At 71.4% G+C, this 25,181-nt stretch carries 24 protein-coding genes and 1 pseudogene; 11 read left to right on the top strand and 14 right to left on the bottom strand.

Annotated features, from left to right (window positions below; all coding sequences use genetic code 11):
• The first annotated feature begins 28 nt into the window (after positions 1–28).
• Entirely contained in the window at positions 29–892 is an 864-nt protein-coding gene (locus BBK82_RS46745; protein ID WP_065920644.1) for an EamA family transporter, read from the top strand.
• Here the strand turns inward: BBK82_RS46745 and BBK82_RS46740 are convergent.
• Positions 795–1,682: a LysR family transcriptional regulator gene (locus tag BBK82_RS46740; RefSeq protein WP_065920643.1), complete on the bottom strand. Its 888-nt coding sequence runs from the start codon at positions 1,680–1,682 to the stop codon at positions 795–797. The two genes, BBK82_RS46745 and BBK82_RS46740, sit on opposite strands and share 98 nt — an antisense overlap.
• Before the next feature lie 80 nt (positions 1,683–1,762).
• On the opposite strand from BBK82_RS46740, the gene BBK82_RS46735 reads away from it, so the two are divergent.
• Both BBK82_RS46735 and BBK82_RS46730 read left to right on the top strand, forming a co-directional pair.
• Entirely contained in the window at positions 1,763–2,365 is a 603-nt protein-coding gene (locus BBK82_RS46735) for a polysaccharide lyase family protein (protein ID WP_065920642.1), read from the top strand.
• On the top strand, positions 2,362–3,036 hold the full coding sequence (locus BBK82_RS46730; protein ID WP_218920556.1) for a fibronectin type III domain-containing protein: 675 nt from the start codon (positions 2,362–2,364) through the stop codon (positions 3,034–3,036). The genes BBK82_RS46735 and BBK82_RS46730 overlap by 4 nt, the downstream gene beginning before the upstream one ends.
• A 177-nt stretch (positions 3,037–3,213) precedes the next feature.
• Here the strand turns inward: BBK82_RS46730 and BBK82_RS46725 are convergent, their stop codons facing one another.
• Positions 3,214–3,870, bottom strand: a complete 657-nt coding sequence (locus BBK82_RS46725) for a hypothetical protein (protein WP_065920641.1) — start codon at positions 3,868–3,870, stop codon at positions 3,214–3,216.
• A gap of 245 nt (positions 3,871–4,115) precedes the next feature.
• Between BBK82_RS46725 and BBK82_RS52545 the strand changes: the two genes are divergently transcribed.
• Entirely contained in the window at positions 4,116–6,272 is a 2,157-nt protein-coding gene (locus BBK82_RS52545) for an NHL repeat-containing protein (RefSeq protein WP_065920640.1), read from the top strand.
• Positions 6,269–7,234, top strand: a complete 966-nt coding sequence (locus BBK82_RS46715) for an AAA family ATPase (protein ID WP_065920639.1) — start codon at positions 6,269–6,271, stop codon at positions 7,232–7,234. Before BBK82_RS52545 ends, BBK82_RS46715 begins: the two co-directional genes overlap by 4 nt.
• Before the next feature lie 53 nt (positions 7,235–7,287).
• Here the strand turns inward: BBK82_RS46715 and BBK82_RS51375 are convergent, their stop codons facing one another.
• Positions 7,288–7,527 carry a hypothetical protein gene (locus BBK82_RS51375; protein ID WP_154697915.1) on the bottom strand — a complete coding sequence of 80 codons (240 nt, stop codon included), beginning with the start codon at positions 7,525–7,527 and terminating at the stop codon, positions 7,288–7,290.
• 406 nt (positions 7,528–7,933) lie between these two features.
• Here BBK82_RS51375 and BBK82_RS46710 point away from each other — a divergent pair, with 406 nt between their 5' ends.
• Together BBK82_RS46710 and BBK82_RS46705 are read left to right on the top strand one after the other, a co-directional pair.
• Positions 7,934–9,049, top strand: coding sequence for a DUF58 domain-containing protein (locus BBK82_RS46710; RefSeq protein WP_065920638.1), 1,116 nt, complete (start codon positions 7,934–7,936; stop codon positions 9,047–9,049).
• Entirely contained in the window at positions 9,046–11,043 is a 1,998-nt protein-coding gene (locus BBK82_RS46705; RefSeq protein WP_154697914.1) for a transglutaminase TgpA family protein, read from the top strand. The genes BBK82_RS46710 and BBK82_RS46705 overlap by 4 nt, the downstream gene beginning before the upstream one ends.
• A 2-nt stretch (positions 11,044–11,045) precedes the next feature.
• Here BBK82_RS46705 and BBK82_RS46700 read toward each other — a convergent pair whose 3' ends face one another.
• From BBK82_RS46700 to BBK82_RS46690, 3 genes are all read right to left on the bottom strand, one after another.
• Positions 11,046–12,401 carry a COG1470 family protein gene (locus BBK82_RS46700; protein WP_154697913.1) on the bottom strand — a complete coding sequence of 452 codons (1,356 nt, stop codon included), beginning with the start codon at positions 12,399–12,401 and terminating at the stop codon, positions 11,046–11,048.
• 62 nt (positions 12,402–12,463) lie between these two features.
• Positions 12,464–14,203 carry a serine/threonine-protein kinase gene (locus tag BBK82_RS46695; protein WP_154697912.1) on the bottom strand — a complete coding sequence of 580 codons (1,740 nt, stop codon included), beginning with the start codon at positions 14,201–14,203 and terminating at the stop codon, positions 12,464–12,466.
• A 96-nt stretch (positions 14,204–14,299) separates the two neighbouring features.
• Positions 14,300–14,923 carry a DUF4230 domain-containing protein gene (locus BBK82_RS46690; protein ID WP_065920634.1) on the bottom strand — a complete coding sequence of 208 codons (624 nt, stop codon included), beginning with the start codon at positions 14,921–14,923 and terminating at the stop codon, positions 14,300–14,302.
• A gap of 126 nt (positions 14,924–15,049) precedes the next feature.
• On the opposite strand from BBK82_RS46690, the gene BBK82_RS46685 reads away from it, so the two are divergent.
• Both BBK82_RS46685 and BBK82_RS46680 read left to right on the top strand, forming a co-directional pair.
• Positions 15,050–15,940: a proteasome assembly chaperone family protein gene (locus BBK82_RS46685; RefSeq protein ID WP_065920633.1), complete on the top strand. Its 891-nt coding sequence runs from the start codon at positions 15,050–15,052 to the stop codon at positions 15,938–15,940.
• Between the two features lie 8 nt (positions 15,941–15,948).
• A complete protein-coding gene (locus BBK82_RS46680) occupies positions 15,949–16,302 on the top strand; it encodes an MmcQ/YjbR family DNA-binding protein (RefSeq protein ID WP_065920632.1) in 354 nt (117 codons plus the stop codon).
• 7 nt (positions 16,303–16,309) lie between these two features.
• Here BBK82_RS46680 and BBK82_RS46675 read toward each other — a convergent pair whose 3' ends face one another.
• Genes BBK82_RS46675 through BBK82_RS46660 form a run of 4 tightly spaced genes read right to left on the bottom strand, consistent with a single transcriptional unit; the run spans position 16,310 to position 19,151 of the window.
• Complete coding sequence (locus tag BBK82_RS46675; protein WP_065921929.1) at positions 16,310–16,765, bottom strand: dihydrofolate reductase; 456 nt, start codon at positions 16,763–16,765, stop codon at positions 16,310–16,312.
• A 5-nt stretch (positions 16,766–16,770) separates the two neighbouring features.
• Positions 16,771–17,568: a thymidylate synthase gene (locus BBK82_RS46670; protein ID WP_065920631.1), complete on the bottom strand. Its 798-nt coding sequence runs from the start codon at positions 17,566–17,568 to the stop codon at positions 16,771–16,773.
• 14 nt (positions 17,569–17,582) lie between these two features.
• Positions 17,583–18,692, bottom strand: a complete 1,110-nt coding sequence (locus BBK82_RS46665; protein WP_065920630.1) for an acyl-CoA dehydrogenase family protein — start codon at positions 18,690–18,692, stop codon at positions 17,583–17,585.
• Between the two features lie 21 nt (positions 18,693–18,713).
• Positions 18,714–19,151: a MarR family winged helix-turn-helix transcriptional regulator gene (locus BBK82_RS46660; protein ID WP_065921928.1), complete on the bottom strand. Its 438-nt coding sequence runs from the start codon at positions 19,149–19,151 to the stop codon at positions 18,714–18,716.
• Between the two features lie 84 nt (positions 19,152–19,235).
• On the opposite strand from BBK82_RS46660, the gene BBK82_RS46655 reads away from it, so the two are divergent.
• Together BBK82_RS46655 and BBK82_RS46650 are read left to right on the top strand one after the other, a co-directional pair.
• Positions 19,236–20,000 (top strand): SDR family NAD(P)-dependent oxidoreductase, encoded by a 765-nt coding sequence (locus BBK82_RS46655; protein ID WP_065920629.1) that lies wholly within the window; start codon positions 19,236–19,238, stop codon positions 19,998–20,000.
• Between the two features lie 58 nt (positions 20,001–20,058).
• On the top strand, positions 20,059–20,850 hold the full coding sequence (locus tag BBK82_RS46650; RefSeq protein WP_065921927.1) for an aldo/keto reductase: 792 nt from the start codon (positions 20,059–20,061) through the stop codon (positions 20,848–20,850).
• 402 nt (positions 20,851–21,252) lie between these two features.
• Here the strand turns inward: BBK82_RS46650 and BBK82_RS55485 are convergent.
• The 4 genes and pseudogenes from BBK82_RS55485 to BBK82_RS46630 form a co-directional block, all read right to left on the bottom strand.
• Positions 21,253–21,597: pseudogene (locus BBK82_RS55485) on the bottom strand (DUF4037 domain-containing protein); the annotation flags it as partial.
• 499 nt (positions 21,598–22,096) lie between these two features.
• Positions 22,097–23,419, bottom strand: a complete 1,323-nt coding sequence (locus tag BBK82_RS46640; RefSeq protein ID WP_065920628.1) for an ABC transporter permease — start codon at positions 23,417–23,419, stop codon at positions 22,097–22,099.
• Entirely contained in the window at positions 23,419–24,129 is a 711-nt protein-coding gene (locus BBK82_RS46635; RefSeq protein ID WP_237047966.1) for an ABC transporter ATP-binding protein, read from the bottom strand. Before BBK82_RS46635 ends, BBK82_RS46640 begins: the two co-directional genes overlap by 1 nt.
• Positions 24,129–25,118 carry an efflux RND transporter periplasmic adaptor subunit gene (locus BBK82_RS46630; RefSeq protein WP_065920627.1) on the bottom strand — a complete coding sequence of 330 codons (990 nt, stop codon included), beginning with the start codon at positions 25,116–25,118 and terminating at the stop codon, positions 24,129–24,131. The genes BBK82_RS46635 and BBK82_RS46630 overlap by 1 nt, the downstream gene beginning before the upstream one ends.
• Positions 25,119–25,181: the final 63 nt, after the last annotated feature.

Below are 25,181 nucleotides of genomic sequence, written 5' to 3'. Positions count from 1 at the left end.
AGAGACCGGGTCAGCGAGGCTTGCCGCCATGGCGGTTCTCCTGGTTCTCGGTTCGGTCGTCTCACTGCAGTTCGGCGCGGCGTTCGCAAGTCAGCTCTTCGGGCAGATCGGCGCGCCGGGTGCCACGGCGCTGCGGCTCGGCATAGCGGCGTTGATGCTCGCGGTGGTGGTGCGGCCGAAGTTCCGCCAGGAGACGCTCGTGCTCGGGATGACCATGGCCGGCATGAACGGCACGTTCTACCTCGCGCTCGAGCGGATCCCGCTCGGGGTCGCGGTCACCATCGAGTTCCTCGGGCCGCTCGGGCTGGCGGCGGTCCTGAGTCGCAGAGGCAGGGACTTCGTGTGGGTCGGGCTCGCGCTGCTCGGCGTGGTCGTGCTCGGCGTCCGCGAGTACACCGGCGCCCACCTCGACCTGATCGGCGTGCTGCTGGCGTTGCTCGCGGCGGCGTTCTGGGCGTGTTACGTCCTTGCCGGGCGCAAGCTCGCGACCGAGGGGCTGGGCACCGGCGGACTCGCGGGCGCGAGTCTGGTCGCGGCGGCGCTGACCCTGCCGTACGGGTTGTCGACCGCCGGCGTGACGTTGTTCGAGCCGAAGGTCCTGCTGCTGGGCACGCTGGTGGCGTTGCTGGCCTCCGCGATCCCCTACACGCTGGAGATCCGCGCCCTCAAGACGTTGCCCGCCAACACGTTCGGCGTGGTGCTCGCGCTCGAACCCGCCGCGGCCGCGCTGGCCGGTGCGGTGCTGCTGGGCCAGCATCTGGGCGTGGTCTCGTTGTGCGCCATCGCGGTCGTGGTCACGGCAGGTGTCGGAGCGGCTCTACGGACAGCGCCAGCGCCTCGCGGAAAGCGTGCACGGCAGGATGCTGACCTCGTCCTGCCCGTGCCGCAGTGAACAGCAGCCGCGACTGCGGCACCGGCAGCTCGTGCAGGTCGACGGTGACGTCGCGGTCGTACCAGATCAGGTCCGGCAGCAGGGCGACCGCGAGTCCCCGTTCCACGAACCGCAGCTTCACCAGCACGTCGGTCGAGCCGAACCGGACGTCCGGCTCGAAACCGTTGTGCCGGCACCAGTTCGTGCCGAAGACCCGCTGCGGCATGCCGAGCGGTTCCATGATCCACGGGAACGCGGTGATCTCGTCGGCGGGGAGTCCACGCGGGACGGCGAGCCGGATGGGGTCCCGGGTCAGTTCCCGGTACTCCAGCCCGCTGAACCGGGCCTCCGGCTGGTCCGGCCACTCCTCGACGAACACCAGGTCGAAGTCGCGGGCGTTCAACGCGGACAGCGCCTCCGCGGGGTCGAGGACCTGGAACTCGATCCGCAGCGACGGGTGCTCGTCGCGCATGCGCGCCAGCGTCGCCGGGATCAGCGCGAGCGCCGCGGTCTGGAACGTCGCGACCCGCAGCGTGCCGGTGACCTCGTGCAGCGACGCGGCGACCTCGGACTCGGCCTGCTCCAGCCGGGCGAGCACCTCCTCGGTGTGCCGCACCAGAATTTCGGCCTGCGGGGTGAGGCGCACCCGGCGCCCCACCGGTTCCAGCAACGGCACGCCGACCTCGTTCTCCAGCAGCGACAACTGCTGCGAGACCGAGGACGGGCTGTAGTTCAGCGCCTGCGCGACTGCCGCGAGCGTTCCCCTTCTGGAGAGTTCGCGGAGCAGTCGCAGCCGGTGGAGGTCGAACATCCGATCATTATCGGCTACGCTGCCGTTACCGCCCCCTGAGAAAACGTGCTGTCCTCAGCACGTCTTGAGGAGGTTTCGGTATGTCCAAACGACTCCGCATCGTCGCGGGGATCGCTGCGGCAACCGGTCTGCTCGTGGCGGGTTCTCCCGCGCAGGCCCAGGTGGAAACCGGTCCGTGGACCAGCTACTCGCCGTCGTTCACCGTCCAGGAACGCGGCTGTGGCACGGTCGACAACCTCACCTTCCAGCTGACCTGCTCCACCGCGAGCGGAGACCAGCGTGCCGAGCGCCGGTACGCCACTTACTCCGGCGGCACGCGACAGTTCGAGGGGAGCTTCCGGATCACGAGTCTCGGCGGCACCCGCGTCAGTCTCAAGCAGACGTTCCGGGAAGGCCCCACCGCGGGACCGTTCTGGATGCTCGCCGTGGAACGCGGCGGCCGGCTCTACGCCGTGCACGGTGGGGACACCATCGCCACCGGCGCGACCGTGGGCACGACCGTGCGCGTGAACACCGTGCACAACACGGCCACGGAACACCGCACGTACATCAACGGCTCGCGCAAGCACACGTACGCGAGCTCGGGTACGAGTTTCTACGACAAGTTCGGCGCCTATCGGACGTCCAGCGGCCAAGGACCTGCCACGGTCGTCTGGAGCAACATCCGGTTCTGGCGCAAGTGACCCGACGTCCGACGTTGTTGGTGGGACTGCTGTTCCTGGCTGCCTGCGGCCAGGAACAGCAGGACCCCGTGCTGACGTCCGAGCTGACCACGCCGGTCGACGTGACGCTGCACTGGCGTCCGGAGCCGGGGGCGGCCGGGCAGGTCGTCGAGTACGCGAACGCGGCCGACGGCGAGTACACGGTCCTGGAGTTCGCGCCGCCGGGGAAGACCACGTACAAGCATCCGGACCTGATCCCGGAAACGCAGTTCTACTACCGCGTCCGGCCGGTCAACGGGCCTGCGACGGCCACTGTGGACATCACGCTGCCGCCGGGTGAGGAGGTGCCGGAGACCGACGGGCACGAGTGGGCGGAACCGCGCAAGGGCGGCGGGGGCACGCACCCGGTGGCGTCACCGGAGGCGGTGCCGGGCGCGCTGAAGGCCGAGGTCAAGCACGCCAACGGGATCTTGTTCACGTGGGAGGACCACGCGTCCGACGAGGAGGGCTACCTGATCGAGCTCAAGCCGGCGGGCGCGGCGGACTACCGCGTCGCGGCGCAGCTCGAACCGGACGTCACCTCGTTCGGGCTGATCACACTCCCAGACGAGAAAATCGCGAGCTGTCGGGTGCGGGCGTTCCGGTTCGGGGCTTCGTCGAACCTGACCCAGCAGAGGACGGGGAAGGTCTGAGCGCCTGTCTGCCGCTCCACGCGCTCGCGGCGAGAAGTAGCGCCGCGAGCGCGTAGGGCCAGGTCGTGTGTTCGGTGACGGCGAGGCCGACGTTGACGGCGGCCAGCAGGCCGAACACGCCGCTGAGCAGCCACCAGGTGAGTTGGTCTTCGTGCGGAAGAGAGGTCATGCGCGCGACTACCCGTTATCGTCGTCCCTCACACCTTCTTCCTCTTCTTTCTTCTCACCGCGGCGGCGCATGTACCCGAAACCGGGGATGCCGAGGATCGCCTGGCGCACGTCGCTGGTGACCTCCAGCAGCTGGTGCACCTCCGGTCCGACCCGGTCGAGGGTGGCCAGGATCGGCAGGATGTCGCTGGTCAGGTGCTCGGTGAGGGATGGCAGCTCGTCCACCAGCTTGATCGCGGCCTCGATCTCCTGCGGCGACAGCTCGTCCACGAACCGCTTCGCCAGCGGCTGGGCCTGCTTCGCGATCGGCTCGTAGATGTGGATCAGCTCGTCGGCCGTGCGCGCGGTGTTCCCGGCCGTCGTGACGACACCCGCGGCGCGTTCGGCCACGTCGGCGGCGCTCGCGGTGATCGCGCGGACCTCGCCGACGGCCTTCTCGGCGTCGGCGACCACGTTGCCGGTGCGTTCGACGAGGTCGTCGGCCTTCCTGACGATGGCGTCGACCGCGTCGACCGCACCGTTGACCTTGCGGACCAGCTGTTCGACCTCGCCGATCAGGTCGAGCACGCGGCCGGGGACCGCGGCCACCGTGGTGGTCGTGGTGACGGCGGTGTCGATGGCGGTGCCCAGCACCTGCTTGGCCAGTCCCATGCCGGGGATCTCCATGTGTCCACTGTATTCAGCCCGCAGACTTGTGGCAGGGAAGTTCACCGGGGTGTCCGCGTTGGTCTGTTCGGGTGATCCGGCTGCCCGGATCAGCCCAGAGCCATCGGGGATCCGAAATTGTCAGACCTCCTCATTACCGTTTCCTATGTCGGCCACCTGGCTGACCGGGCGATCCGGGAACCGTGCACCGTCCGAAGTTGTCAGAGCAGGGGGTTAGCATCCCCGGCGGGCGAGGGAGGGCGCGGATGTCTTGGTGGCACCGGATCAGACGGATCATCTCCGGTGGAGGGCGGGAGTCGGCGAGTTTCGTCGCCGCGCTGCTCGGTGTGCTGGTGCTCGCGGGCGCCGCGCTCGGGCAGGGCATCTCCCGCACGTCGGTCGCGGTGTCGGACGGCCTGACCTGGCTGGGTGACGACCAGCGCGGTGAGGTCGTGCAGGTGAACCCGGTGTCGGGCAAGCCGCAGACGCGCCTGCAGATCAGCGGTCCCGACTCGCAGCTGGAGATCGCGCAGGAGGACGGCCGACTGATCGTGCTGAACCGGCGCACGGGCGAGATCACCGTCATCGACCTGGCGACGCTGCTCGCCTCCGGTCGCCGGCAGGCGCCGCCCGGTGCGGCGAGCAAGGTGCTGGTGGCGAACGGGCTGGTGTTCGTCGTCGACCGCGCGGCCGGCACCGTGCACACCGCCGACCCGCTGACGCTGGACGACGTCGGCCAGACCTGGCAGGCCGGTCAGCCGCTCGCGGATGCCGTGGTGGACGAGCGCGGTGTGCTGTGGCTGGTGGACCACGGCGGCAACCTGCGCGCGCTGGAATGGTCAGAGGACGAGGAGAAGTTCTCCGAGCGGTCGCACCGGCAGGTCAGCGGAGCCGGGCCGCGCACCGTGCTGGTGCCGCACGACCAGGGCGTGACGCTGCTCGGCCTGGACGGCGGTGTCGTGGTGCGTGACGGCACGGGTGAGGACGTGTCCGCCTCGACCGACTCGCTGGACGCCGAGGTGATCGCCGCGCAGCTCGCGCCGCTGGACCTGGTGCCCGCGTCGGTGCCGTCGTCGTCGGCCGTGGTGCTGGTCGTCGGGCGGGACGTGCGGCGCGTCGACGTCGGGTCGCTCGGATGTCCCCGCCCCGGTCGTCCCGCGGTGTTCCGAGACAAGGTCTACGTGCCCTGCAAGGGTTCCGGCAAGGTCATCGTGCTCGACCGCGGTGGCAAGCGCGGCGGTGACGACGTGCGCACGTCCGGCGGGTCGGACCCGGAGCTGGTGTTCGACGACGGCCGGCTGTTCGTGAACGTGCCGGGCTCCTCGACCGGTGTGCTGGTCGACCCGGACGGTGCGACGCGCTCGCTGACGATCCGCTCGCCCGAGCTGCCGGTGAAGGACCCGGACCGCTCGCCGCCGCCGTCGGTGCCGCCACCCCCGCCGCCGAACCCGAACGAGCCGACGAAGCCGCCGCGCAACCCCGGTAACAACCCGGACGGCAACGGGCCGACGACCGAGGTGCCGCCGCCGCCCACGACGAGCGTGCCGCCGCCGTCCGGCGGAGCGGCCCCTGCGGCGCCGGCCGGGGTGAGCGTGCGGGAGAAGTCGCGCAGCTCGTCCGCGTTGGTCGTGACGGTGAGCTGGACGGCGGCCGTGTCCGCCGAGCCGGTCGTCGGCTACACGGTGGCCGGCTCCGGCTCGTTCACCGGTGGCTCGAAGTCGGCCCAGGTGACGGGGACGTCGGCCGAGTTGTCGTTGCCGTGCACGGGTTCCACGTTCTGCACGAACGGCAGGCTGGACGTGACGGTGCGCGCATCCACGGCGACCACGGCGGGTGCCGCGGGGATGGCCTCGTTCACGGTGACGCCGCCGAACAACCCGCCGCCTCCGCCGCCGCCCACCACGACGACCACGACTCCGCCGCCGCCTCCTCCGCCCCCGCCGCCGGTCACCACGACGACGACACCGCCTCCTCCGCCTCCGCCGCCACCACCGCCCTCGTTGCCGAGCGCGGGTGCCACGGTGATCACGTCGCTCACCGGTGGCCGGCTGGTCCCGACGCGCCGGGTGAACATGGCGCCGCCCGCGGACTGGGCGAGCCACAACGGGCGCTGTGAGGTCGTGAACGTGACGTACGGGTTCGCGGTCGGCATCCCGTGCAACGCGACGACCGCGACGATCGACGTGGACGAGGGCAGCAACCGGATCCTGGTGCGCGCCTACGCGGCCTCCGGTGGTGGCCAGGTCGACTCGGCGGCGAAGACGACGCTCTTCACCTACGACGAGTGCGCCGGCAAGCCGTCGTGCATCCCGCGGATGGCTCCCGCCGGCGTCGAGACGGCTCCGATGGGCGCGGGCGGGCTCGGCCTGCTGGCCGCCGCGTTCCTGCTGCGCATCAAGCCTCGAAGGGAAGACGAACAGTGATCGACCCCGGAGAGGTCTCGGCGTTCCGCGACCTGCACACCCGGCTCGGTGACGCGGTCGAGTCCGCCGTGCGCGGCAAGCGCGACGTGGTGGACCTGGTGCTGGTGGCCATGTTCGCGGGCGGCCACGTGCTGCTGGAGGACGTGCCGGGCACCGGCAAGACGACGCTGGCCCGCGCCGTGGCGGGAGCGCTCGGCGGCGTGTCCCGGCGCGTGCAGTTCACGCCGGACCTGCTGCCGTCCGACGTGACGGGCACGTCGGTCTACGACCCGCAGACCGGCCAGATCCGCTTCCGCCCCGGCCCGGTGTTCGCGAACATCGTGCTGGCCGACGAGATCAACCGCGCGGCCGCCAAGACCCAGTCCGCGCTGCTCGAGGTGATGGAGGAACGCACCGTCACCATCGACGGCGTGGGCCACGCGGTGCCGGACCCGTTCCTGGTCGTCGCCACCCAGAACCCGATCGACCTCGACGGCACCTACCGCCTGCCGGAGGCGCAGCTCGACCGCTTCATGCTCCGCACCTCGATCGGCTACCCGTCGGTGGAGGACGAGCTGGACGTCCTGCGCCCCGGCAGCGGCGCCGGCCGCATCGCCGACGTGCGCACCGTGACGTCCCCGCGCGAGGTCAGCTCCTTCAGCGCCCGCCTGCAGCTCCTGCACGTCGCCGACCCGATCCTGCAGTACATCTCGGCCCTGGGCACCGGCACCCGCTCCGACGACCGCCTGCGCCTCGGCACCTCCACCCGCGGCCTGCGCACCCTGGTCCGCTGCGCCCAGGTGCACGCCGCCTCGAAGGGCCGCCACTTCGTCGTGCCGCAGGACGTCCAGGACATCGCCGACCCGGTCCTGGCCCACCGCCTGGTCCTGACCAGGGAGAGCGTCCTGTCCGGCGTCACCACCTCCGAGGTGCTGTCCGACGTGCTCTCCCGCGTACCGGTCCCCAAGCCAGCAACCCAATGAGCACCGCACCCGCCACCGCGCACCGCCCAGGCCCAGCCCCCGGCGCGCGGCCCTCAGCCATCGCCGCCGTCGGCGACGCCGCCCGTGACCCGGCCGTGCGCCGCGCCGCGCAACGCCGTGCCGCTGGCGCCGCGCAACGCCGCGCCGGTTCGTGGTGTCCTGCGCCGTGTCGACGGTCGGTGGTGCCGGGCGCCGCGCGGTCTGGCGGATGCCGTGCGGGTGGTTTGCGCCGCCGTGCCGCTCGCGTGGCACAACGTGGTGTCGCTCGGGCCGCAACGCCGTGCCGCTGGCACGCGCGACGCCGTGCCGCTGGCACCGCGACGCCGTGCCGCTGGCACCGCGCGACGCCGTGCCGCTGGCACCGCACGACGCCGTGCCGCTCGCGCCGCACGACGCCGTGCCGGTTCGTGGTGTCCTGCGCCGTGTCGCACCGGTCGGTGGTGCCGGGCGCCACGCGGTCCGGCGGATGCCGTGCGGGTGGCTTGCGCCGCCGTGCCTCGCGCCGCCACCTGCGGAGCGCCGTGGGTCGTTCGTTTGGCTGTGTTGTCGTCGCGGGTTTGTCACCTCTCGCCCGGCCCGGAGTCGGCGCCGCGGGCGTCGCGGCCTTCCTCCCGGTGCGTTGCCGTCGCGCGGGCCCGTCACCTCCCGCTCGGCCCGCCCAGCACGGCCTGAGTTCCGCGGTGCTCGGTGGTGCCCCGCATGAAGGCCCTCCGCCTCACCCTCCGCGGCACCGGCGCCCTCCTCCTCGGCCTCGCCCTCACCGGCGTCGGCCTCTGGTGGCGCTACCCCGGCATGACCGGTTTCGGCCTCGCCCTGACCGCCCTCGTGGTCGCCTCCACCGTCTCCGTCCTGGTCGCCAGCCCGCTCACCACCGCCCGCACCGTCCGCCCGCGCACCGTTCCCCGCCTCGCGCGGTGCAGCGGTCGCCTGGAGCTCTCCACCACCGGGCGCTGGCCGGTGGCGCTGGACGCGGTCGACATGGTGGCGGGCGAGCCGATGGCCGTCGACGTGCCGTTGCTCAAGCCCGGTGTGACCGAGGCGGTCGGCTACGCGATTCCGACCGAGCGGCGTGGTGTGTTCGACGTGGGGCCGTTGACGTTGCGGCGCAAGGGGGTGGCCGGGCTCGCCCAGGCGCGGACCGTAGTCGGTGAGGTCGTGCAGGTGCGTGTCGTGCCGCGGGTGTTGCCGGTGCGCGGGTTGCCGTCGGGTGCGCGGCGCGGGCAGGTCGGCGCGGACGAACGGGTCGAGCGCGGTGGTACGGACCTCGTCGGGTTGCGGGAGTACGTGCCCGGTGACGACCTGCGGCGGCTGCACTGGGCGACGTCGGCGAGGACCGGGACGTTGATGATCCGCGAGGACGCCGACCCCGCCCGTCCGCACCTCGCGGTGCTGCTCGACGACAACGCGGCCGCGTACGCCGATCCCGCGCGGTTCGAGGAGGCGGTGGAAGTCGCGGCCTCGCTCGTCACCTCGGCTTTGGAACAGGGCCACCCGGTGCGGCTGATGACGACTTCCGGCAGTGCGGACATCGAGGAGACGCAGGACTCCACGCCGATCCTGGCGGCGTTGGCCGACCTGGAGCTGACCGGGTTCGACGGGGCGTTGACCGTGCCGGTGCGAGACCTCGACGTGGTGGCCGTGGTCAGCGGTCACACCAGTCCGGCGCTGCTGCTGGAGGCCGGTCGGGCGGCGTTCGGGACGGTGCTCGTGGTCGGCGAGAAGAAGCCGGCCGGTGCGGTGGGGTCGGTGCTCGTGGTGAGCGGGCCCGGGGCGGAGGACCTGGTGGACTCGTGGAACGCGGTGGTGGCGCGATGAGGTACGCGTGGGTCGCCGCCGTCCTGCTGGTCGCCTCGGTGCAGCTCGCGCAGGCGTGGGACGGTGCGGTCGTCTACTTCGGACTCGCCGCTGCGCTCGGGTTCCTCGCGCTTCCGTTGCGGCGCCTGGTTCCCGCCGGGCTGGCGGGCATCGGGCTGATGGCGGTGGCGATGGCCGGTGGCTACTTCGCCGCGCGCGGGGCCGTTCCCGGCCGCGAGCCGACGCACGTGCTGCTGGACACCGTGCCGCGCCTGCTGACCGCGGCCCGGCCCGCGCCGGCGACACCCGAGCTGCTGGTTCCCGGTCTGCTGCTGGTGTTCGGCGTCGCGGTCGCCACGGTGCTCTCGGTGGCCAAGCAGCGCACGGCCCTGTTCGTGCCCGCGCTCGGTGCCGCCGTGCTGTACGTGTCCGCCGCCCTGCTCACCGCCGGCAGGGCCGACCGCTACGGCATCACCGCCCTGGTCCTGGTGGTGTTGCTGGCGCTGGGCTGGCTGATCATCGACCGCCGCGGCCCCGTCGTGCCGCCCGCGGTGCTCGCGACCGTGCTGGCCGCGCTGACGTTGCTGACGATCGTGTTGCCCGCCAACGGGTTCGAACCGCGCAAGCTCGTCACCCCGCCGGTCACCAACGTCGCGATCTCCAACCCGCTCCCGCGCCTCGCGGCGTGGGCGGCGCAGGGTGAGGCGGAGCTGTTCCGGATGCGCGGCCCCGAGGTCCCGGTCCGGCTGGTCACGCTGAGCCGGTTCTCCGGCGCCTCCTGGGAGGCCGCGTCCACCTACGGCCCGCTCGGCGTCGTCGACCCGCCCGACCTCCCGACCGGCGGCAAGTTCCAGGACGCGAGCGTCGACCTCACCATCACCGGCCTGGACGGCGAGTGGCTGCCCGGCGTCGGCACACCGCAGTCCGTCTCGCTGAGCAACGCCATGGTCGACCCCGACACCGGCTCCCTGGTGATGGCCGACGGCCTGCGCACCGGCCTGAGCTACACCGTGCGCGGCGTCCTCGAAACCCCGGCCGACACCGACCTCGCCGAGGCGGCCGTTCCGACCGACACCCGCTACACCGCCCTGCCGCGGCTGCCGTTCACGCTGGCCGAGTACGCCCGCCAGGCCACCCAGAACGCCCGCACCCCGTACGAGAAGGCCGTCGCCCTCGAACAGGTCGTGCGCCTCAACCGCCGCCCCGACGCCGAGGCCCCGGTCGGCTCCTCCTACGCCCGCCTGGAGACCTTCCTCTTCGGCAACCCCGGCGAGTCCGGCGCCGGCGCGGGCACCGCCGAGCAGTTCGCCTCCGCCTACGCCGTCCTGGCCCGCGCCGTCGGCCTCCCGACCCGCGTGGTCGTCGGCTTCCAGCCGGTTCCCGACCAGGGCGGTGAACGCATCGTCCGCGCCGCCGACGCCACGGCCTGGCCGGAGGTCTACTTCACGAACTGGGGCTGGGTCGCCTTCGACCCCGTGTCCGGCAACGGCAGCGGCCCCAGCGCCGCCTCCAAGCGCGAGGTCCTCAACCGCCTCGCCTCCTCCACCGCCAAACCCACCCCGACCACCCCGGCCTCGGTCCCACCCCTGGTCCAGCCCGCCGCGGTGAACCAGGAGAACGTCGCCGCACCCGAGCTCCGCCAGGGCTTCCCGCTCTGGACCCTCACCCCGGTCCTCCTGCTGCTCGCCCTCTACCTCGCCCGCACCACCCGCCGCGTCCGCCTGCGCGCCGCCGGCCCGGTCGGCGCCTGGAACGAGGTGCTGGACTCGTTGCTGCTGGCCGGTTCACGCCCACACCCGAGCCGCACCGCCCCCGACGTGGGCCGCGACTGGGGCGCACCCGGCACCGAGCTCGCCACGATGGTCGACGAGGCGGCGTTCGCACCCGCTCCCACCCGCGCCGAGCACAGCTGGCAGCTCGCCCGGCAGGTGAAGAAGTCGGTGCGGCGCAAGGCTTCCTGGTGGCGCAAGCTGCTGTGGGCGGTCGACCCGCGCCCGCTGTTCCGCCGCCGCTGACCTCAGGCCACGCCAGCGGGGAGGCAGTTCTTCCCGGCCTTCCGGTAGAAGTCCTGGCACAGGGCGGGCGCGCCGTTCGACGGCACGGTGCCAAGCCACACGAACCAGGTGTACTTCGCTTCGGTGTCCTTGTCCGGTGTGGGGCCCTGCAGCACCTTGGGGCAGGTGTCGTCCCTGGTGCTGAGTCGCACCTCGGCGCCATCGGGAGGCTTGCCACCCGGAAGGTGCTTCCTCGCCCACATCGCCTCGTAGTCGAGGTACAGCTTGACGTCCGCGGGTGTGGTCGAGTCCTCCAGCGAGTGCAGCACCAGCACGGACTTCCCCTGCTCGCACGGCATCTTGGCGGAGGAGAGCCGCACGCCCGAGGACGAGGGCGCGGACACGGCCGCGTTCGTCTGCCCGGACGGGTCCGCGGCGCCGCCGGACCTGTCGCCGGCCGCCCCGAGGGAGATCCCGAGGGCGAACAACACGATCGCGCCCGCGACGATCGTGCGCCTCTTCCAGGCGTCCGGTGTTCGTCCCCATTGCCAGAGCGCGACCAGATCACCGCGCTGCCTGATCGTGAAGTCCTGGTCCACCCGTGGCGCGTCGTCACCCTCCACCTGCACGGCCAGCGGCACCAGCCAGGTCGTGTCCTGCCAGTCGGAGAACGGCACCTCGACCGTGACGCGGACGTCCGTCGTCGTGCCGGGACGGAGGTCGAAGTGCGGTCCGTCGGGGAACGTGACCTTGCCGGAGTGGAGCCACTCCGGGTGTTCCGGACCGTCGAACTCGGTCCTGAGGCGCAGCCGGCCCTTCAGCACCGTGTTGCCGGTGTTGGTGAGCGTCAGCACCGTCTCGTACGGGCCGGCGTCGTAGACGTCCTCCGGCTGCCGCAGCTCGGCGGTCAACCCCGGCGCGCGGTTGACCTCGATGGGCAGCGAGTCGCTCGACCACCAGGTCGGCTCGCCCGTCCGCGGGTCGAGCTCACCGGCGAGCACCTTCAGCACGTCCGGTCCCGCGAGGGCCTCGGCGGTGCAGATGACCCTCAACCGCAGCTGCAGCGACCGGTCCGCCGGCACTGCGAACACCTCCGGCACGCCGGTGTCCGCGTGTTCCCAGAGCAGCCCGGTGGTGCTCGCGCTTTCGAACCGCAGGAACAGCTTCCGGTCGCGTGGAGTCCGGTTGGTGATCGTCAGCTCGAACGGCTCGGCGGCGCCCGTGCGGAAGCAGACCTCGGCGCGGTCGGCTCTGAGGTAGACGCCGATCTCGTTGTTGTGCGGGGCGGGCTGGGTGTCGCCGAGGTGCACGCCGCCGTGGATCGTCCCGGCCTGGACGACGTGACCACCGGCGTCCCACACTTCGTTCCTGGTCGACAAGGACGCCTCCGCTCGCCGGCTTCACACGGACACCCAGCGTGTCGTACCGGACGGCGCTGTCGTTAGTTCTTCGTCGCGCACACCTTCGCCGAGCTGCCGCGCTCACCCTGGTAGCCGAACGCCGCGATCTGGAAGCACCGCCGCACCCCGCCGCCGTCCTCGATCACGTACGTGGTGCCGCCGCCGGTCACCCGCGTCACGGCCTGCGGCTTCGCCCCGGTCACGTCGATCACCACGAACTCCGCCTGGCCGTCGCTCGGGTCGCTCCACTCCAGCTCGATCGCCTTGCCGTCGTACTCGGCGCGCTTGAGCACCGGGATGAACTTCGGGTCGGCGTTCGGGGGTGGGCCGGCGTCGACGGACTCGGAGGTGGGGACGGGCAACGTCGTGGTCGTGGTCGTGGTGGGCTGGGTGGTGACGGACGTGTCGCGGTTCAGCAGCAGGCCTGCGAGGATGCCGCCCGCCACGGCGACCACGGCCAGGACCGCGAGCACGCCTCCGCGCTTGCGGCGGGGGACCGGGGCCGTCATCGGCTCCACCGGCGGGTCGAACGGCGGCTGGTCGAAGGCGGGCAGGTCGACCCTCGGCAGATCGACCCTGGGGAGGTCGCCCCTGGGCAGGTCGGTCCTCGGCGGAGCAAACTGCGGCGGATCGGCCCTGGGCGGGTCGACGTCGGGCAGCAGCACGACCGGCGGCAGCACGGCGGCCGGTGGCGGGGGAGGGACGGGCAGGTCGGTCTGCCGGTAGGTGAGGTCGGCGAGCCTGCCCTGCCAGGAGTCGTCCGGTTCTTCCTCCGGTTCGGCGGGTGCCGGTTCCTCCTCCTTGACGCCGCGCGGGCCGAAGCCGGGTGCCTCGGTGGGGCCCTCGGGGTAGAAGACGGGTCGCTCGCCCATCATCCGGGTCGAGTCGGGGTCCACAACGGACACCGAGGGGATGGGGGCGCCGGAGCTCGCGGCGCGCAGGGCGTCGCGGAGCTCCAGGGCGGAGGCGAAGCGGTCGGCGCGGTCCTTGCGCAGGCAGCGGGAGATGATCGCGACGAGGCCGGACGGCACGTCGAAACGGGTCAGCGGGCGCGGGTCGGCGGAGCTGACGCGGCCGACGTAGGACAGCAGCGTGTCCTCGTCGGGGTTGTCGGAGGCGAACGGGGGCTTGCCTTCCAGCAACGTGAAGAGGGTGGAGCCGAGGGACCAGAGGTCGTCGGCGAACGACGGGGTGGCGCCCTCCAGCATCTGCGGGGCCGCGTGCCGGTAGCTCACCATCTGCAGCGAGGCGGAGTGGCCCGCGTCGGCGCCGCGGGCGATGCCGAAGTCCGCCAGCACGTAGGAGGTGGGGAGCACGAGGACGTTCTGCGGCTTCACGTCGCGGTGCAGGATGCCCTGGCCGTGCGCGAACGCCAGCGCGTCGGCCACGGCGATGCCCGCTGCCACGACGTCCGCGACGGGGAGCGGGCCCATGGCGCGCAAACGGTCGTGCAGCGAGCCGCGTTCGTAGTACTCCATGACGATGCACGGGCGGCCGTCCGGCAGGGTTCCCGTGTCGAGGACGGTGACGATGTACGGGTGCTGGCGGCCGAGCTCCACGGTGATGGCGAGCTCGCGGCGGAAGCGGGTGACCGTGGCCGGGTCGGTGACCTGCAGGACCTTCACGGCGACGTCGCGGCCGAGACCGTCCTGGCGGGCGCGGTAGATGGTGCCCTCGCCGCCCTGGGCGATGACGCGGAAACCGCTGTAGCCCGGTAACGCGATCCCGGGCGCCTGCGCGGCACCGTCAGCCGGTGCCCAGGCCATCAGATCGTCTTCCACCACCGGATCCTAACCCGGTGCTGCCGGGCGTCCGGCGAGGTCGGCGAAACCGTTGACCTGCACGTACTGCGTTCGCGGAACAGCGCGATCCGGTTCTCAGTCCGGTAGCACCTTCACCTGGAAACCCAGGCCCTGCAGCATTCCGGTGAGCATCGTGCGGGTGTTGTCCTCGGCGCGCTTGAGCAGCTCCGACTCCCGTGCCGCGTCGGCGAGCTTCGCTTCGGCGGCGACGTAGAACTGTTGCTGGTCGGGCACTTCCACGATCGCGTTCAAGCGGTTGACCAGGCCGCGTTCCTGGCTGAAGACGTACGAACGGTCGTGGTGCAGGTTCGGCTTGTCCAGCCGCGCGGAGGGCAGCTTCAGCTCGACCGACTTGCCGTCCGGCGACACGACCAGGCCGTCCTCCGCGAGCGCGCCGAGGTCGACGTAGGCGTTGACGGACCCGGCCGCGACGAACAGCGTGCGTTCACCGGCCAGCACCGCGGGCACCCACTTCACGTCCTGCTCGATGTCGAGCACGACCTGGAACTCGCCCGACGCGGCGTGGTACTGGCTGAGGTCGCGCACCGCCTTGAGGACGGCCGGCTGGCTGCGGTCGACCGTCTGCTCGCCGAACACGTTCCCGAACGGCCGGAACTGGCCAAGAAGCCCGATCGTCGCACCGATCGCGAGAACAACGACTGCGACCAGTGCTCCACGCGTCACCCAGCGCCTGTCCACCGCGTTGGAGTACCCGTGGGGTGATGCGCTCACTCGGGCCGTATGGGGTAATCGACCCGTGCGGAATCAGTCCGGTGTCCACATGGTTGGCTTGATGGACACGGGAACGATGTTTGGAGGCGTGCGGTGCTGGACCCGGACAACCTGTACGAGGTGGACTCGGAGGTGCCGGACCTGACCGGTGCGGTGCTGCTGCACCACTTCGAGGGCTTCATGGACGCGGGCGCCGCCGGCCGGTTGCTCGCCGAGCACCTGCTGGAGACCTCGGAGAGCCGCGTCGTCGCCCGCTTCGACGTCGACAGCCTGATCGACTACCGCTCCCGCCGGCCGCTGATGACCTACGCGACCGACCACTGGGAGGACTACGCCACGCCCGAGCTGGTCGTGCACCTGCTGCACGACAGCGCCGGCCACCCGTTCCTGCTGCTCAACGGCCCTGAGCCGGACCGCAGCTGGGAGGCGTTCGTGCGGGCCGTGCGCGACCTGGTCGACCGCTGGGGCGTGCGCCTCACGCTCGGCTTCCACGGCATCCCGATGGGCGTGCCGCACACCAGGCCGTTGAACGTCATCGGCCACGCGACCCGCCCCGAGCTGGTCTCGGAGTACCAGCCGTTCTTCAACCGCGTGCAGGTTCCCGGCAACGTCTCGGGCCTGCTGGAGTTCCGCCTCGGCCAGGCCGGCCACGACGCGATGGGCTTCGCCGCCCAGGTGCCGCACTACCTGGCCCAGTCGACCTACCCGACCGCCGCCGTCACCCTGCTCGACGCCGTCGCCCGCGCCACCGGTCTCGCCCTGCCCCTCGGTGGCCTGATCGACGCCGCCCAGGCCGCCGACGCCGAGATCCACCGGCAGGTCGCGGAGTCGGAGGAGGTCGCCCAGGTGGTGGAAGCGCTCGAGCGGCAGTACGACGCCTTCATCCAGACTGTCGGGAACACCGATCTGCCCTCCGCGGACGAACTGGGCGCCGAGTTCGAGAGGTTCCTGGCCGAGCAGCAGCGTCCGCCGGACCACCTCTAGGAGCTCCCATGGCCACCTGGAACGACGTGCGCAGGATCGCCACCTCCATGCCTGATGTGACGGAGCGGGTGCGGGAGGGCGTCGTCGACTGGAGGGTCAAGGACAAGCTGTTCGTGTGGGAACGGCCGCTGCGCAAGACCGACCTCGCGGCGATGGGCCCGTCGGCACCCGACGGGCCCATCCTCGCCGCCCGCGTGCCGGACCTGGGCGCCAAGGAGGCGCTGCTGGCCGCGGACGAGTCGGTGTACTTCACCACGCCGCACTTCCAGGGCTACCCGGCGATCCTGGTGCGGCTGGAGCACATCCCGGTGGCGGAGCTGGAAGAGCTCATCGTCGAGGCGTGGCACGCACGGGCGCGCTAGCAGCTCCCTAGTAGCTCACGAACCGGTAGTGCAGGCCGGAGCTGGACTCCAGCCACTCACCGACGTTCTTCGGCGCCCGGTCGACCTCCGGCGCGTACGTGTCGCCCTCGAAGGTCTCGCGGATCTCGGTGACCTCGATGCGGTCGGCGAACGGCAGCGCCGCCGCGTACACCGCCGACCCGCCGATCACCCAGAGGTCGCCGTCGACCGATTTGAGTGCTTCGTCCAGGCTGTCGGACGTCTCCACGCCTTCCTGGGGCGTGCGGGAGAGCACGATGTTGCGGCGGCCGGGCAGCGGGCGGAACCGGGGCGGCAACGACTCCCACGTGCGGCGGCCCATCAGCACCGCCGCGCCCGTGGTGAGCTCGCGGAAGCGTTTCATGTCCTCGGGGACGTGCCACGGGATGGCGTTGTCGCGGCCGATGACCCGGTTGGCCGCCTGGGCCCAGATCAGCCCGACCATCCGGTTCACACCGCCACCGGCGCCTTGATGCCGGGGTGCGGGTCGTAGCCCTCGATCGTGAAGTCCTCGTACCGGTGGTCGAACAGGCTGTCCGCGGGCGCCAGCCTGAGCGTCGGGAACTCCCGCGCCTCCCGGCTGAGCTGCAGCTCGACCTGCTCGACGTGGTTGTCGTAGATGTGGCAGTCGCCGCCGGTCCAGATGAAGTCCCCGACCCCGAGCCCGGTCTGCGCGGCGATCATGTGGGTCAGCAGCGCGTAGGAGGCGATGTTGAACGGCACGCCCAGGAACAGGTCGGCGCTGCGCTGGTAGAGCTGGCACGACAGCTTGCCGTCGGCGACGTAGAACTGGAAGAACGCGTGGCACGGCGGCAACGCCATCTGCGCGATCTCGCCGACGTTCCACGCCGAGACGATGATCCGGCGCGAGTCCGGGTTGGTCTTCAGCGTCTTGAGGACTTCGGCGATCTGGTCGACGTGCCCGCCGTCGGGCGTGGGCCAGGAGCGCCACTGCACGCCGTAGACGGGGCCGAGCTCACCGTTCTTGTCCGCCCACTCGTCCCAGATGCTCACGCCGTGGTCCTGGAGCCACTGCACGTTGCTGTCGCCGCGCAGGAACCACAGCAGCTCGTACGCGATCGACTTGAAGTGCACCTTCTTCGTCGTGATCAGCGGGAAGCCGGCGGCGAGCGGGTAGCGCAGCTGGTGGCCGAAGATCGACCGCGTGCCGGTGCCGGTGCGGTCTTCCTTGCGCACGCCCTCCTTCAGGACGTGGCGGAGGAGGTCCTCGTACTGCGTGTCGGCCATACGGGTGAGCCTACCTAGAACCTCGCCATGTCCGGCTCCAGGCCGAGCCGGTGCATCGAGTACGTCTCCAGCAGCCGCTTCGACACCACGGTGTGCTGCGCCGCCGTGTGCGCGTCACGGAAACAACGCTGCAGCGCCGACGACTCGAACACCGAGCTGCCGCCACCCGCCGCGAACGCCTTCTGCGTCACCTCGGTGGCTTCCGAAGCCGCGAACGTGCACGCGAGCCGCATGCGCGCCTTGGCTTCGTCGGGCACGTGCGCGCGTTGCACGGCCATGTCCCAGACGGCGCTCAACGTCTCGTGCAGGAACGCGGCGGCGGAGGACAGGCGGGCCTCCATCAGGGCGAGCTCGATCTGCAGGCCCGCCTGCTCGGCGAGGCGGGTGGTGGCGTGTTGCGGGGTCTTCGCCACGGCCAGGGCCTCGGTCTCGTCGATCGCGCGGCGGGCGATGCCCAGGCACACAGAGGCGACGCCGACCGCCAGGAAGCTGAAGAACGGGAAGGCGGTGACCGGGCCCTCGATGCCGGGGGTGGTGCCGACGGGCCAGATGGCGCGGCGGGACGGGAGGAAGGCGTTGAAGAGGGAGAACTCGTGGGAGCCGGTAGCGCGCAGGCCCGTGGAGTGCCACGTGTCGTGGACTGTCACGTCGGTGCGGGGGTACACGGCCAGACGCGGGCCCTTGGGGGTGAGGGTGCCGCCGATGACCCACGAGCACCACGGCACGGCGCTGCCCCAGCCCCAGCGACCGGAGACACGGTAGCCGCCGCTGACCGCCTCGGCGCGGCCGTGCGGGGCGGCGGTGCCGGCGATGAGGGCGCGCGGGTCGGTGAAGACCTCGTCGGCGGCGTCGGTGGGCAGGTACCAGGCCAGCGAGGACGAGATGGTGGTCGTCATGGCGGTCCAGCCGGTGGAGGCGTCCGAACGCGACAGCTCGCCGATCTCCCGGCTCCACTCCGGCAGGCCCAGTTCGGCGCCGGCGTAGCGCTTCGGGGCGATCATGCGGTGCACGCCCGCGTCGACGAGCGCGGTCAGGACGGGCTCGGTGAGTGCGCGCTGCTGTTCGGCGGCGGGGGCTTCGGCGCGGATCAACGCGTGCAGGTCCGTCGCATCGTGGGCTGGCATGCGCTGATCTTGCTGGAGCGGCTACAGCTTGGCGAGCGCCTCAACGAGTGGCTTCAGCTCCGGCGTGTTCCCGGCCTCGTCCAGCGACTCGCTCAGCGCGCGGTCGTGGGTGGGGCGGGCCAGCGCGAGCAGCTCGTGGCCCTTCTCGGTGACCTCGGTGTAGATGCCGCGCCGGTCGGTGGGGCAGAGGTAGCGCTGCAGCAGGCCGCGGTCCTCCAGCCGGGTGACCAGGCGGGTCGTGGCGGACTGGCTCAGCACGACGGCGTTGGAGAGCTGGTTCATCCGAAGGTGGAAGCCGTCCTGGCGGTTGAGGACGTCCAGAACGGTGTACTCGCTGACCGAGAGCTCGTGCGCCTTCTGCAGCGCTCTTTCGAGGCGGTCCTCGATGCGCGCGTGCAACGCCGCGAGCGTGCGCCAGCCCTGTGCGCGCGCCTGGACGGCGTCGTCGTCCAGTGACATGAAGTACATCCCCTTCGAATAGACAGCGTCTGCAACTATTGCGTACGCTTGTAATCGTCATCAACAAGTCTACCGGGGAGAGACATGGATCTGTCGGGACGCACGGCACTTGTGACCGGCTCCACCGCGGGCATCGGCTACGCCACCGCGGAGGGCCTGCTCAAGGCGGGCGCTTCCGTGGTCGTCAGCGGCCGCGGCGAGGAGCGGGTGGCCGAGGCGGTCGGCAAGCTGAGCGCCCACGGTGACGTGCGCGGTGTCGCGGCCGACATCTCCACGGCGGAGGGTGCTGCCGAGCTCGTGCGGCAGGTTCCAGACGTGGACGTGCTCGTCAACAACCTGGGCATCTACGGCGCGCAGCCGGTGTTCGAGATCGACGACGCCGAGTGGCAGCGGTTCTTCGACACCAACGTCATGTCCGGTGTGCGGCTCTCGCGGCACTACACGCCGCGCATGGTCGAGCGCGGCTGGGGTCGGGTGATCTTCGTGAGCAGCGAGTCCTCCGTGTTCACCCCGACCGAGATGGTCCACTACGGCATGACGAAGACCGCGCAGCTCGCCATCGCGCGCGGCATGGCCCAGGAGGTCAAGGGCACCGGCGTCACCGTCAACTCGGTGCTGCCCGGCCCCACGCTGACGCCCGGCGTCGAGGAGTTCATCCGCGACCGGGTCGGCGAGGGCGGCGAGGCGGAGTTCGTCCGCACCGAGCGCCCGACCCTGTTGCTGGGCCGCCTGATCCGCCCCCACGAGGTCGCGAACCTCATCACCTACGTCGCGTCGGACCTGTCCTCCGCCACGACCGGTGCCGCCCTGCGCGTCGACGGCGGCACCGCTCCGACGCTCATCCCGTAAGACCACACCTGGTAAGGATTTCGCTTTGAACACCGTGAAGCTCAACAACGGCGTGACCATGCCCCAGCTCGGCTTCGGCGTCTGGCAGGTGCCCGACGCGGAGGCCACGCCCGCCGTCACCGAGGCGCTCCAGGCCGGCTACCGCAGCATCGACACGGCGGCTGCCTACGGCAACGAGGGCGGCGTGGGCGCGGCGATCGCACAGTCCGATGTGGACCGCTCCGACGTGTTCGTCACCACCAAGCTCTGGAACGCCGACCACGGCCACGACTCCGCTCTGCGCGCGTTCGACGCCTCGCAGTCGAAGCTGGGCCTCGACGTCGTCGACCTGTACCTGATCCACTGGCCGACGCCGGCCCGCGACCTCTACGTCGACACCTGGAAGGCCTTCGTCGAGCTGCGGGAGGAGGGGCGCGTCCGTGCGATCGGCGTCTCCAACTTCCAGCCCGCGCACCTGCAGCGCCTGATCGACGAGACCGGCGTCGTGCCCGCGGTCAACCAGGTCGAGCTGCACCCGTACCTGCAGCAGGCCGAACTGCGCGCCTTCCACGAGAAGCACGGCATCCACACCGAGGCCTGGTCACCGCTCGGCCAGGGCGGCGAGCTGCTGGAGGACCCGGTCGTCACCGAGATCGCGGCGCGCCACGACAGGTCCGCCGCGCAGGTCGTGCTGCGCTGGCACCTGCAGATCGGCAACATCGTCATCCCGAAGTCGGTGACGCCCGCGCGGATCCGGGAGAACATCGACGTGTTCGGGTTCGAGCTGGCCGACGAGGAGATCGCGGCGCTGTCCACTCTGGACCGGGGCGGCCGGATCGGCCCGAACCCGGACGAGTTCAACGGTTCCTGAGCGCTGCCGCCGCGGACCGGGTGAAGGCCCGGTCCGTGAGCGCGTCGGTGCTGTCGACGAACTGGTCGACGGCACCGATGAGCGGCAGGGTGCGCACCGCCGGGTCGCGCACGGTCGCGAGCAGTGCCGCGGCGAAGCGCTCGGCGTGCAGCACCCGTAGGGCCGGTCGTGGAACGGCCGGGTGGCGGGGTCGACCGGTTCGGGCAGCCCCGCCGCGTTGTGCAGCGCCGCAACGGTTTCACAAGCGGTTGCGAGGTGCCGTTCCCGATCGCCGGTCGTCACGGCCGCGGTGAGCACGGGTGTCAGCCCGGCCGCGCACCGCAGCCGGGCGAAGGCGCTGCCGAGCCACTTGCCGTACGGCGGGTAGGTGCGGTCGAGCAGCAGGCACAACCGCATCAGGTCGCGGACCAGGCGGGCGGCGACGACCGCGGAGCCCAGCTCGTCACCGACCTCACGGCAGCGGCCGACGAACGGCTCCTCCTGGCTGATGCGCTGCCACTGGCACGCCAGCACGTACCGCCACACGTCGTCGGGGTACCAGGCCAGCCGCGTCCGGACGTCCGCCAGTCCCAGGTCGTCGTGGTGGACCGCACCGGCCGTGACCTCGGCGAGCACCTGCGTCGGCGTCGCCAGCCAGTCGGACGTGGTGATCTCGGTGCGCGGGTCGAACCCGAGCCGGTCGGTGAGCCACGCGCCGAGCCCCGTCACCACGACCCCGTGCCGCACGCGCCCTTCCGCCGGCCTCATGTGCAGCGTGCCGTGCTCGGCCGGCACCAGGTGGGTCGAGTACCCGGCGACGGTCGCGGGGAGGTGTCCGGCCAGCACCTCCGACACCGCCTCGGCGTGCACGAGGTCGTCCTGCCCCAGGAACAGCTGCAGGCGCGGGCCCCAGTCGTGGTCGGTGGACCTCGCGGTGTCGAACCCGAGGACCTCGGAGCCCGGGCCGGTCAACGCCGCGGTGTGGGCGAGGCCGGGGAAGTGGCGGTCCAGCAACGGGCGGACCGCGTCGCGGTACAGGCGGCCCGACAGCTCCAGGCCGGGGATGAACTCCGGTGGCACGCCTCGAAGCCTGCCGGACGCCGTGCCGTCCGCGCGACCGCTTTCACCGGTGCGGGAGATACGAAGCCCCGGCCCGCTCGATCGCGGTCCGGGGCTTCGCCGGCAACGGACCCTGCCTCTCTCGGGCCCGCACGTCTCACACCCGCGGGAACGTCACGCCCACAGGAACCTCACACCCGCGGGACCGTCACGCCCGCATCACCGTGGCGATCGGGATCCGCGCCGCCCTGATGGCCGGGATCAACCCGCCCAGCACACCCGCGGCCAGACCCGCGATCACCCCGGCGACGCCCGCCTCCCACGGGAAGACGACGTCGGCGAGCGACGGGAACCTCGAACCGAACATCATCAGACCGACCTTCAGGCCCACCACGCCGGTGCCGATCGCCAGTGCCGCTGTCAGCAGGCCGGTGAGCAGGGTCTCGGCGAGCACGATGCCGGCCAGCAGCATCCTGGACATGCCGACCGCGCGGCGCAGGGCGAACTCCTCGACTCGTTCGCCGACGGTGGCGAGGCCGACGTTGAGGATGCCGGCGACGCCGATCAGCAGCACGAGGGCGGCCATGCCGAGGAAGATCAGGCGCATGATCAGGAGCTCCTTCTCCATGCGCTTCTTCGACTGGATCTCGTTGAAGCGGATCTCCTCGGCCCGCATGCCGGCCCCGACGAGGCGGGCGGTCAGCAGCTGCTGCATGTCCTGGGTTCCCGGTGCCAGCATGACCTGCAGGCCCGGTCCGCCGCGGAAGCGGTCCACCTGGACGTTGTCCGAGGAGGGCAGCCAGTTGCGCACCTCGTCGAGTCGCATGTAGACGGACGGCTGCGAGCTGCCGTCGGAGACCACGCCGATGATCTGCGGCGAGACGTGGTGGGTCGCGCCGGTGATCATCATCTCGCCGGGGACCTTGTACTGGTTGAGGCCCTTGGCGGCTTCCTCGTTCAGCACGATCTTCGGTGCGAGCGAGGGGGCGGAGCCGAAGTCGAGCCAGGAGCCGGAGACCGGGCGGAACGGCTTGAACTGGCGGACGTCACCGGTCAGCGCCTGGACCATGACCTCGATGGCCTGGCCGTCCGGCTTCTTCTCCGGCTTCTTCTGCTCAGTGCAGATGCCGTTCTGGTCGCAGAACATCGACGGGCCGCCGTAGTCGCCCCCGCGGCCCGCGTACTCGAACGGCATCGCCCCTTCGTTGATCGGGCGCACGCCCGGCTCGCCGATGACGGCGTTCATGCCGACGACGCCGACGGCGTCCTCGGCGCCCTTCAGGGTGTTCTCGACGACCGAGGTGGCCTTGCCCTCGCCGGAGACGTAGAGCTGGAACGTGCCGTCCTTGCCCTGCTGGAGCTCGACGTCGGTGAGCATCGCGCGTTCGGCGAGCGCGGAGCCCGCCTGGACGGCCACGATCGCGAGGACGCCGAGGAACAGCGACACCATCGACAGGAACGTGCGCAGCTTGCGGGCGCGGATGCCCTGTCCGCCGATGATCAGGGCGGACCGCAGCTTGCCGGAGAACATCAGTTGAACCGCCCGTCGCGCAGCTCCAGCACGCGGCCCATCTTGCGCGCGTGGTCGTGGTCGTGCGTGACCAGGACGAGGCCGCAGCCCTGCCTGGTCGTGTTGAGCAGCACCTCGACGACGAGGTTGCCGGTCTCGGTGTCGAGCGCGCCGGTCGGCTCGTCGGCGAGGATCACCCGCGGCTTGCGGACCAGGGCGCGGGCGATCGCGACGCGCTGCTGCTCACCGCCGGAGAGCCGGGTGGGCTTGTGCTTGGCCAGGTGGGCGATGCCGACCTGCTCCAACGCTTCCTCCACCTGCTGCTTGCGCTTGCGGCGCGCGGCCCAGCCCTGGCCGTTCACCAGCGCCATCGCGACGTTCTGCGCCGCGGTGAGGTGCTTGAGCAGGAAGAAGCGCTGGAAGACGAACCCGAACTCCGCGCTGCGCAACGCCGCCGCCCTGCGCTCCGGCAGCTTCGTGATGTCGTTGCCGTTCAAGAAGTACTGACCCTCGTCGGCGCGGTCGAAGAGCCCGATCAGGCTCAGCAGCGTCGACTTGCCGGAACCGGACCGGCCGAGGATCGCCACGCTCTGTCCAGGGTGGACGGTCAGGTCCACGCCGGACAGGATGGTGCGCGGTTCATCTTGGCCCTTCAGGACTTTCGTGATGCCGTTGAGCTGCAGCAGCGGCGGGACGGCCGCCATCGTCATGGTCGTCTCTGGCGCGGTCATCACGGACCCGTCGGCTTGCTCTGGTCGCCGCCCTGCTGCGGTTCCGGCAGGTTCGGGCCGGGGACCGCGAGCTCCTCCTCGCCGGTGAGACCGGACTTGACCTCGATGACCTTGCCGTCGGTGAGCCCGAGCTCGACCTCGACGGTCTTGCGGGAGCCGTCGGACTGCAGCACGTCGACCTTGCCCTTGCCCTGCTGGCCCGCGACCGCCTCGACCGGGACCACCATGGCCTGCGGCGACTTGCCGGTGATGACCTCGATCGACGCGCTGGCGCCGTTGATCATCTTGGTGTCGGCCGGCGCGGTGCAGACGATCCGCAGGCCGGTGGACGCGCTGGGCTGCTGGGGCTGTTGCGGCTGCTCGGGGGTCTTCGGCTGGGCCTTGGGGTCCGGCGTCGACTTCGGGTCCGGCGTCTGCACCGGCTTCTCCGGGATGGTGCCCTGCGGCAGTGCGGCGATCGTGCCGAGCACCGCGCACGGGAACGGGCCGGGGCCGTTCTTGATCTGCGCCTTGACCTCGCCGAGCGCCCCGCTGATCTTGTACGCCTGCTGCCCGTCGATGTCGCCGACCAGCGCGTACCCGATGTGCTTGGCCGAGGCGAGCGGCATGCCGGCGGTCACCGCGGCCTTGTCGTCGACCAGCCGGCCCGCGAACACCGCGCCCGCCGGGATCTCCACGTAGTTCGGCGCGCCGTCCTTCCACACCGTCGCGACCCTGGTGGCCTTCGTCGGCGTGCCGTTCGGCGGCAGCAGGTCGAAGAACCGCACCTGGCCGGGGACCGGTGCGACCAGCCCGAACGTCGGGTTCATCTCGACCTTGCCGGTGATGCTGATCGTGGTCGTCAGGTCCTGCTTGGCCGGCTTGACCTTGGTCATCGTCGTGCCGCGCGGCGCCAGCTCCGGATTGGCCTGATCCGGACCTGACGGACTGCACGCCGTCACGGCGACCGTGACCAGCGCGCACAGCGGCGCGAGAACAATTTTGCGCACGAATGTCCCCCATGTCGTTTCGACCAACCTACCGATAAGGACACCGCATACCCGCCGGAGGTT

Origin of the sequence: Lentzea guizhouensis (assembly GCF_001701025.1) — a bacterium.
GTDB classification, from domain to species: domain Bacteria; phylum Actinomycetota; class Actinomycetes; order Mycobacteriales; family Pseudonocardiaceae; genus Lentzea; species Lentzea guizhouensis.
Note: the sequence above shows the minus strand (reverse complement) of the source record. Positions and strands in the feature narration are given on the sequence as shown.

Bases quoted from the DNA above. Each gene is read 5' to 3' on its own strand.
- BBK82_RS46675 (WP_065921929.1), bottom strand. From the start codon at position 16,765: ATGGTCGGGCTGATCTGGGCCCAGGCGGCCAACCGGGTCATCGGCCGC.
- BBK82_RS46740 (WP_065920643.1), bottom strand. From the start codon at position 1,682: ATGTTCGACCTCCACCGGCTGCGACTGCTCCGCGAACTCTCCAGAAGG.
- BBK82_RS46710 (WP_065920638.1), top strand. From the start codon at position 7,934: ATGAAGGCCCTCCGCCTCACCCTCCGCGGCACCGGCGCCCTCCTCCTC.
- BBK82_RS52545 (WP_065920640.1), top strand. From the start codon at position 4,116: ATGTCTTGGTGGCACCGGATCAGACGGATCATCTCCGGTGGAGGGCGG.
- BBK82_RS46640 (WP_065920628.1), bottom strand. From the start codon at position 23,419: ATGTTCTCCGGCAAGCTGCGGTCCGCCCTGATCATCGGCGGACAGGGC.
- BBK82_RS46665 (WP_065920630.1), bottom strand. From the start codon at position 18,692: ATGCCAGCCCACGATGCGACGGACCTGCACGCGTTGATCCGCGCCGAA.
- BBK82_RS46670 (WP_065920631.1), bottom strand. From the start codon at position 17,568: ATGGCCGACACGCAGTACGAGGACCTCCTCCGCCACGTCCTGAAGGAG.
- BBK82_RS46650 (WP_065921927.1), top strand. From the start codon at position 20,059: ATGCCCCAGCTCGGCTTCGGCGTCTGGCAGGTGCCCGACGCGGAGGCC.
- BBK82_RS46655 (WP_065920629.1), top strand. From the start codon at position 19,236: ATGGATCTGTCGGGACGCACGGCACTTGTGACCGGCTCCACCGCGGGC.
- BBK82_RS46745 (WP_065920644.1), top strand. From the start codon at position 29: ATGGCGGTTCTCCTGGTTCTCGGTTCGGTCGTCTCACTGCAGTTCGGC.
- BBK82_RS46680 (WP_065920632.1), top strand. From the start codon at position 15,949: ATGGCCACCTGGAACGACGTGCGCAGGATCGCCACCTCCATGCCTGAT.
- BBK82_RS46635 (WP_237047966.1), bottom strand. From the start codon at position 24,129: ATGACCGCGCCAGAGACGACCATGACGATGGCGGCCGTCCCGCCGCTG.
- BBK82_RS46705 (WP_154697914.1), top strand. From the start codon at position 9,046: ATGAGGTACGCGTGGGTCGCCGCCGTCCTGCTGGTCGCCTCGGTGCAG.
- BBK82_RS46735 (WP_065920642.1), top strand. From the start codon at position 1,763: ATGTCCAAACGACTCCGCATCGTCGCGGGGATCGCTGCGGCAACCGGT.
- BBK82_RS46725 (WP_065920641.1), bottom strand. From the start codon at position 3,870: ATGGAGATCCCCGGCATGGGACTGGCCAAGCAGGTGCTGGGCACCGCC.
- BBK82_RS46660 (WP_065921928.1), bottom strand. From the start codon at position 19,151: ATGTCACTGGACGACGACGCCGTCCAGGCGCGCGCACAGGGCTGGCGC.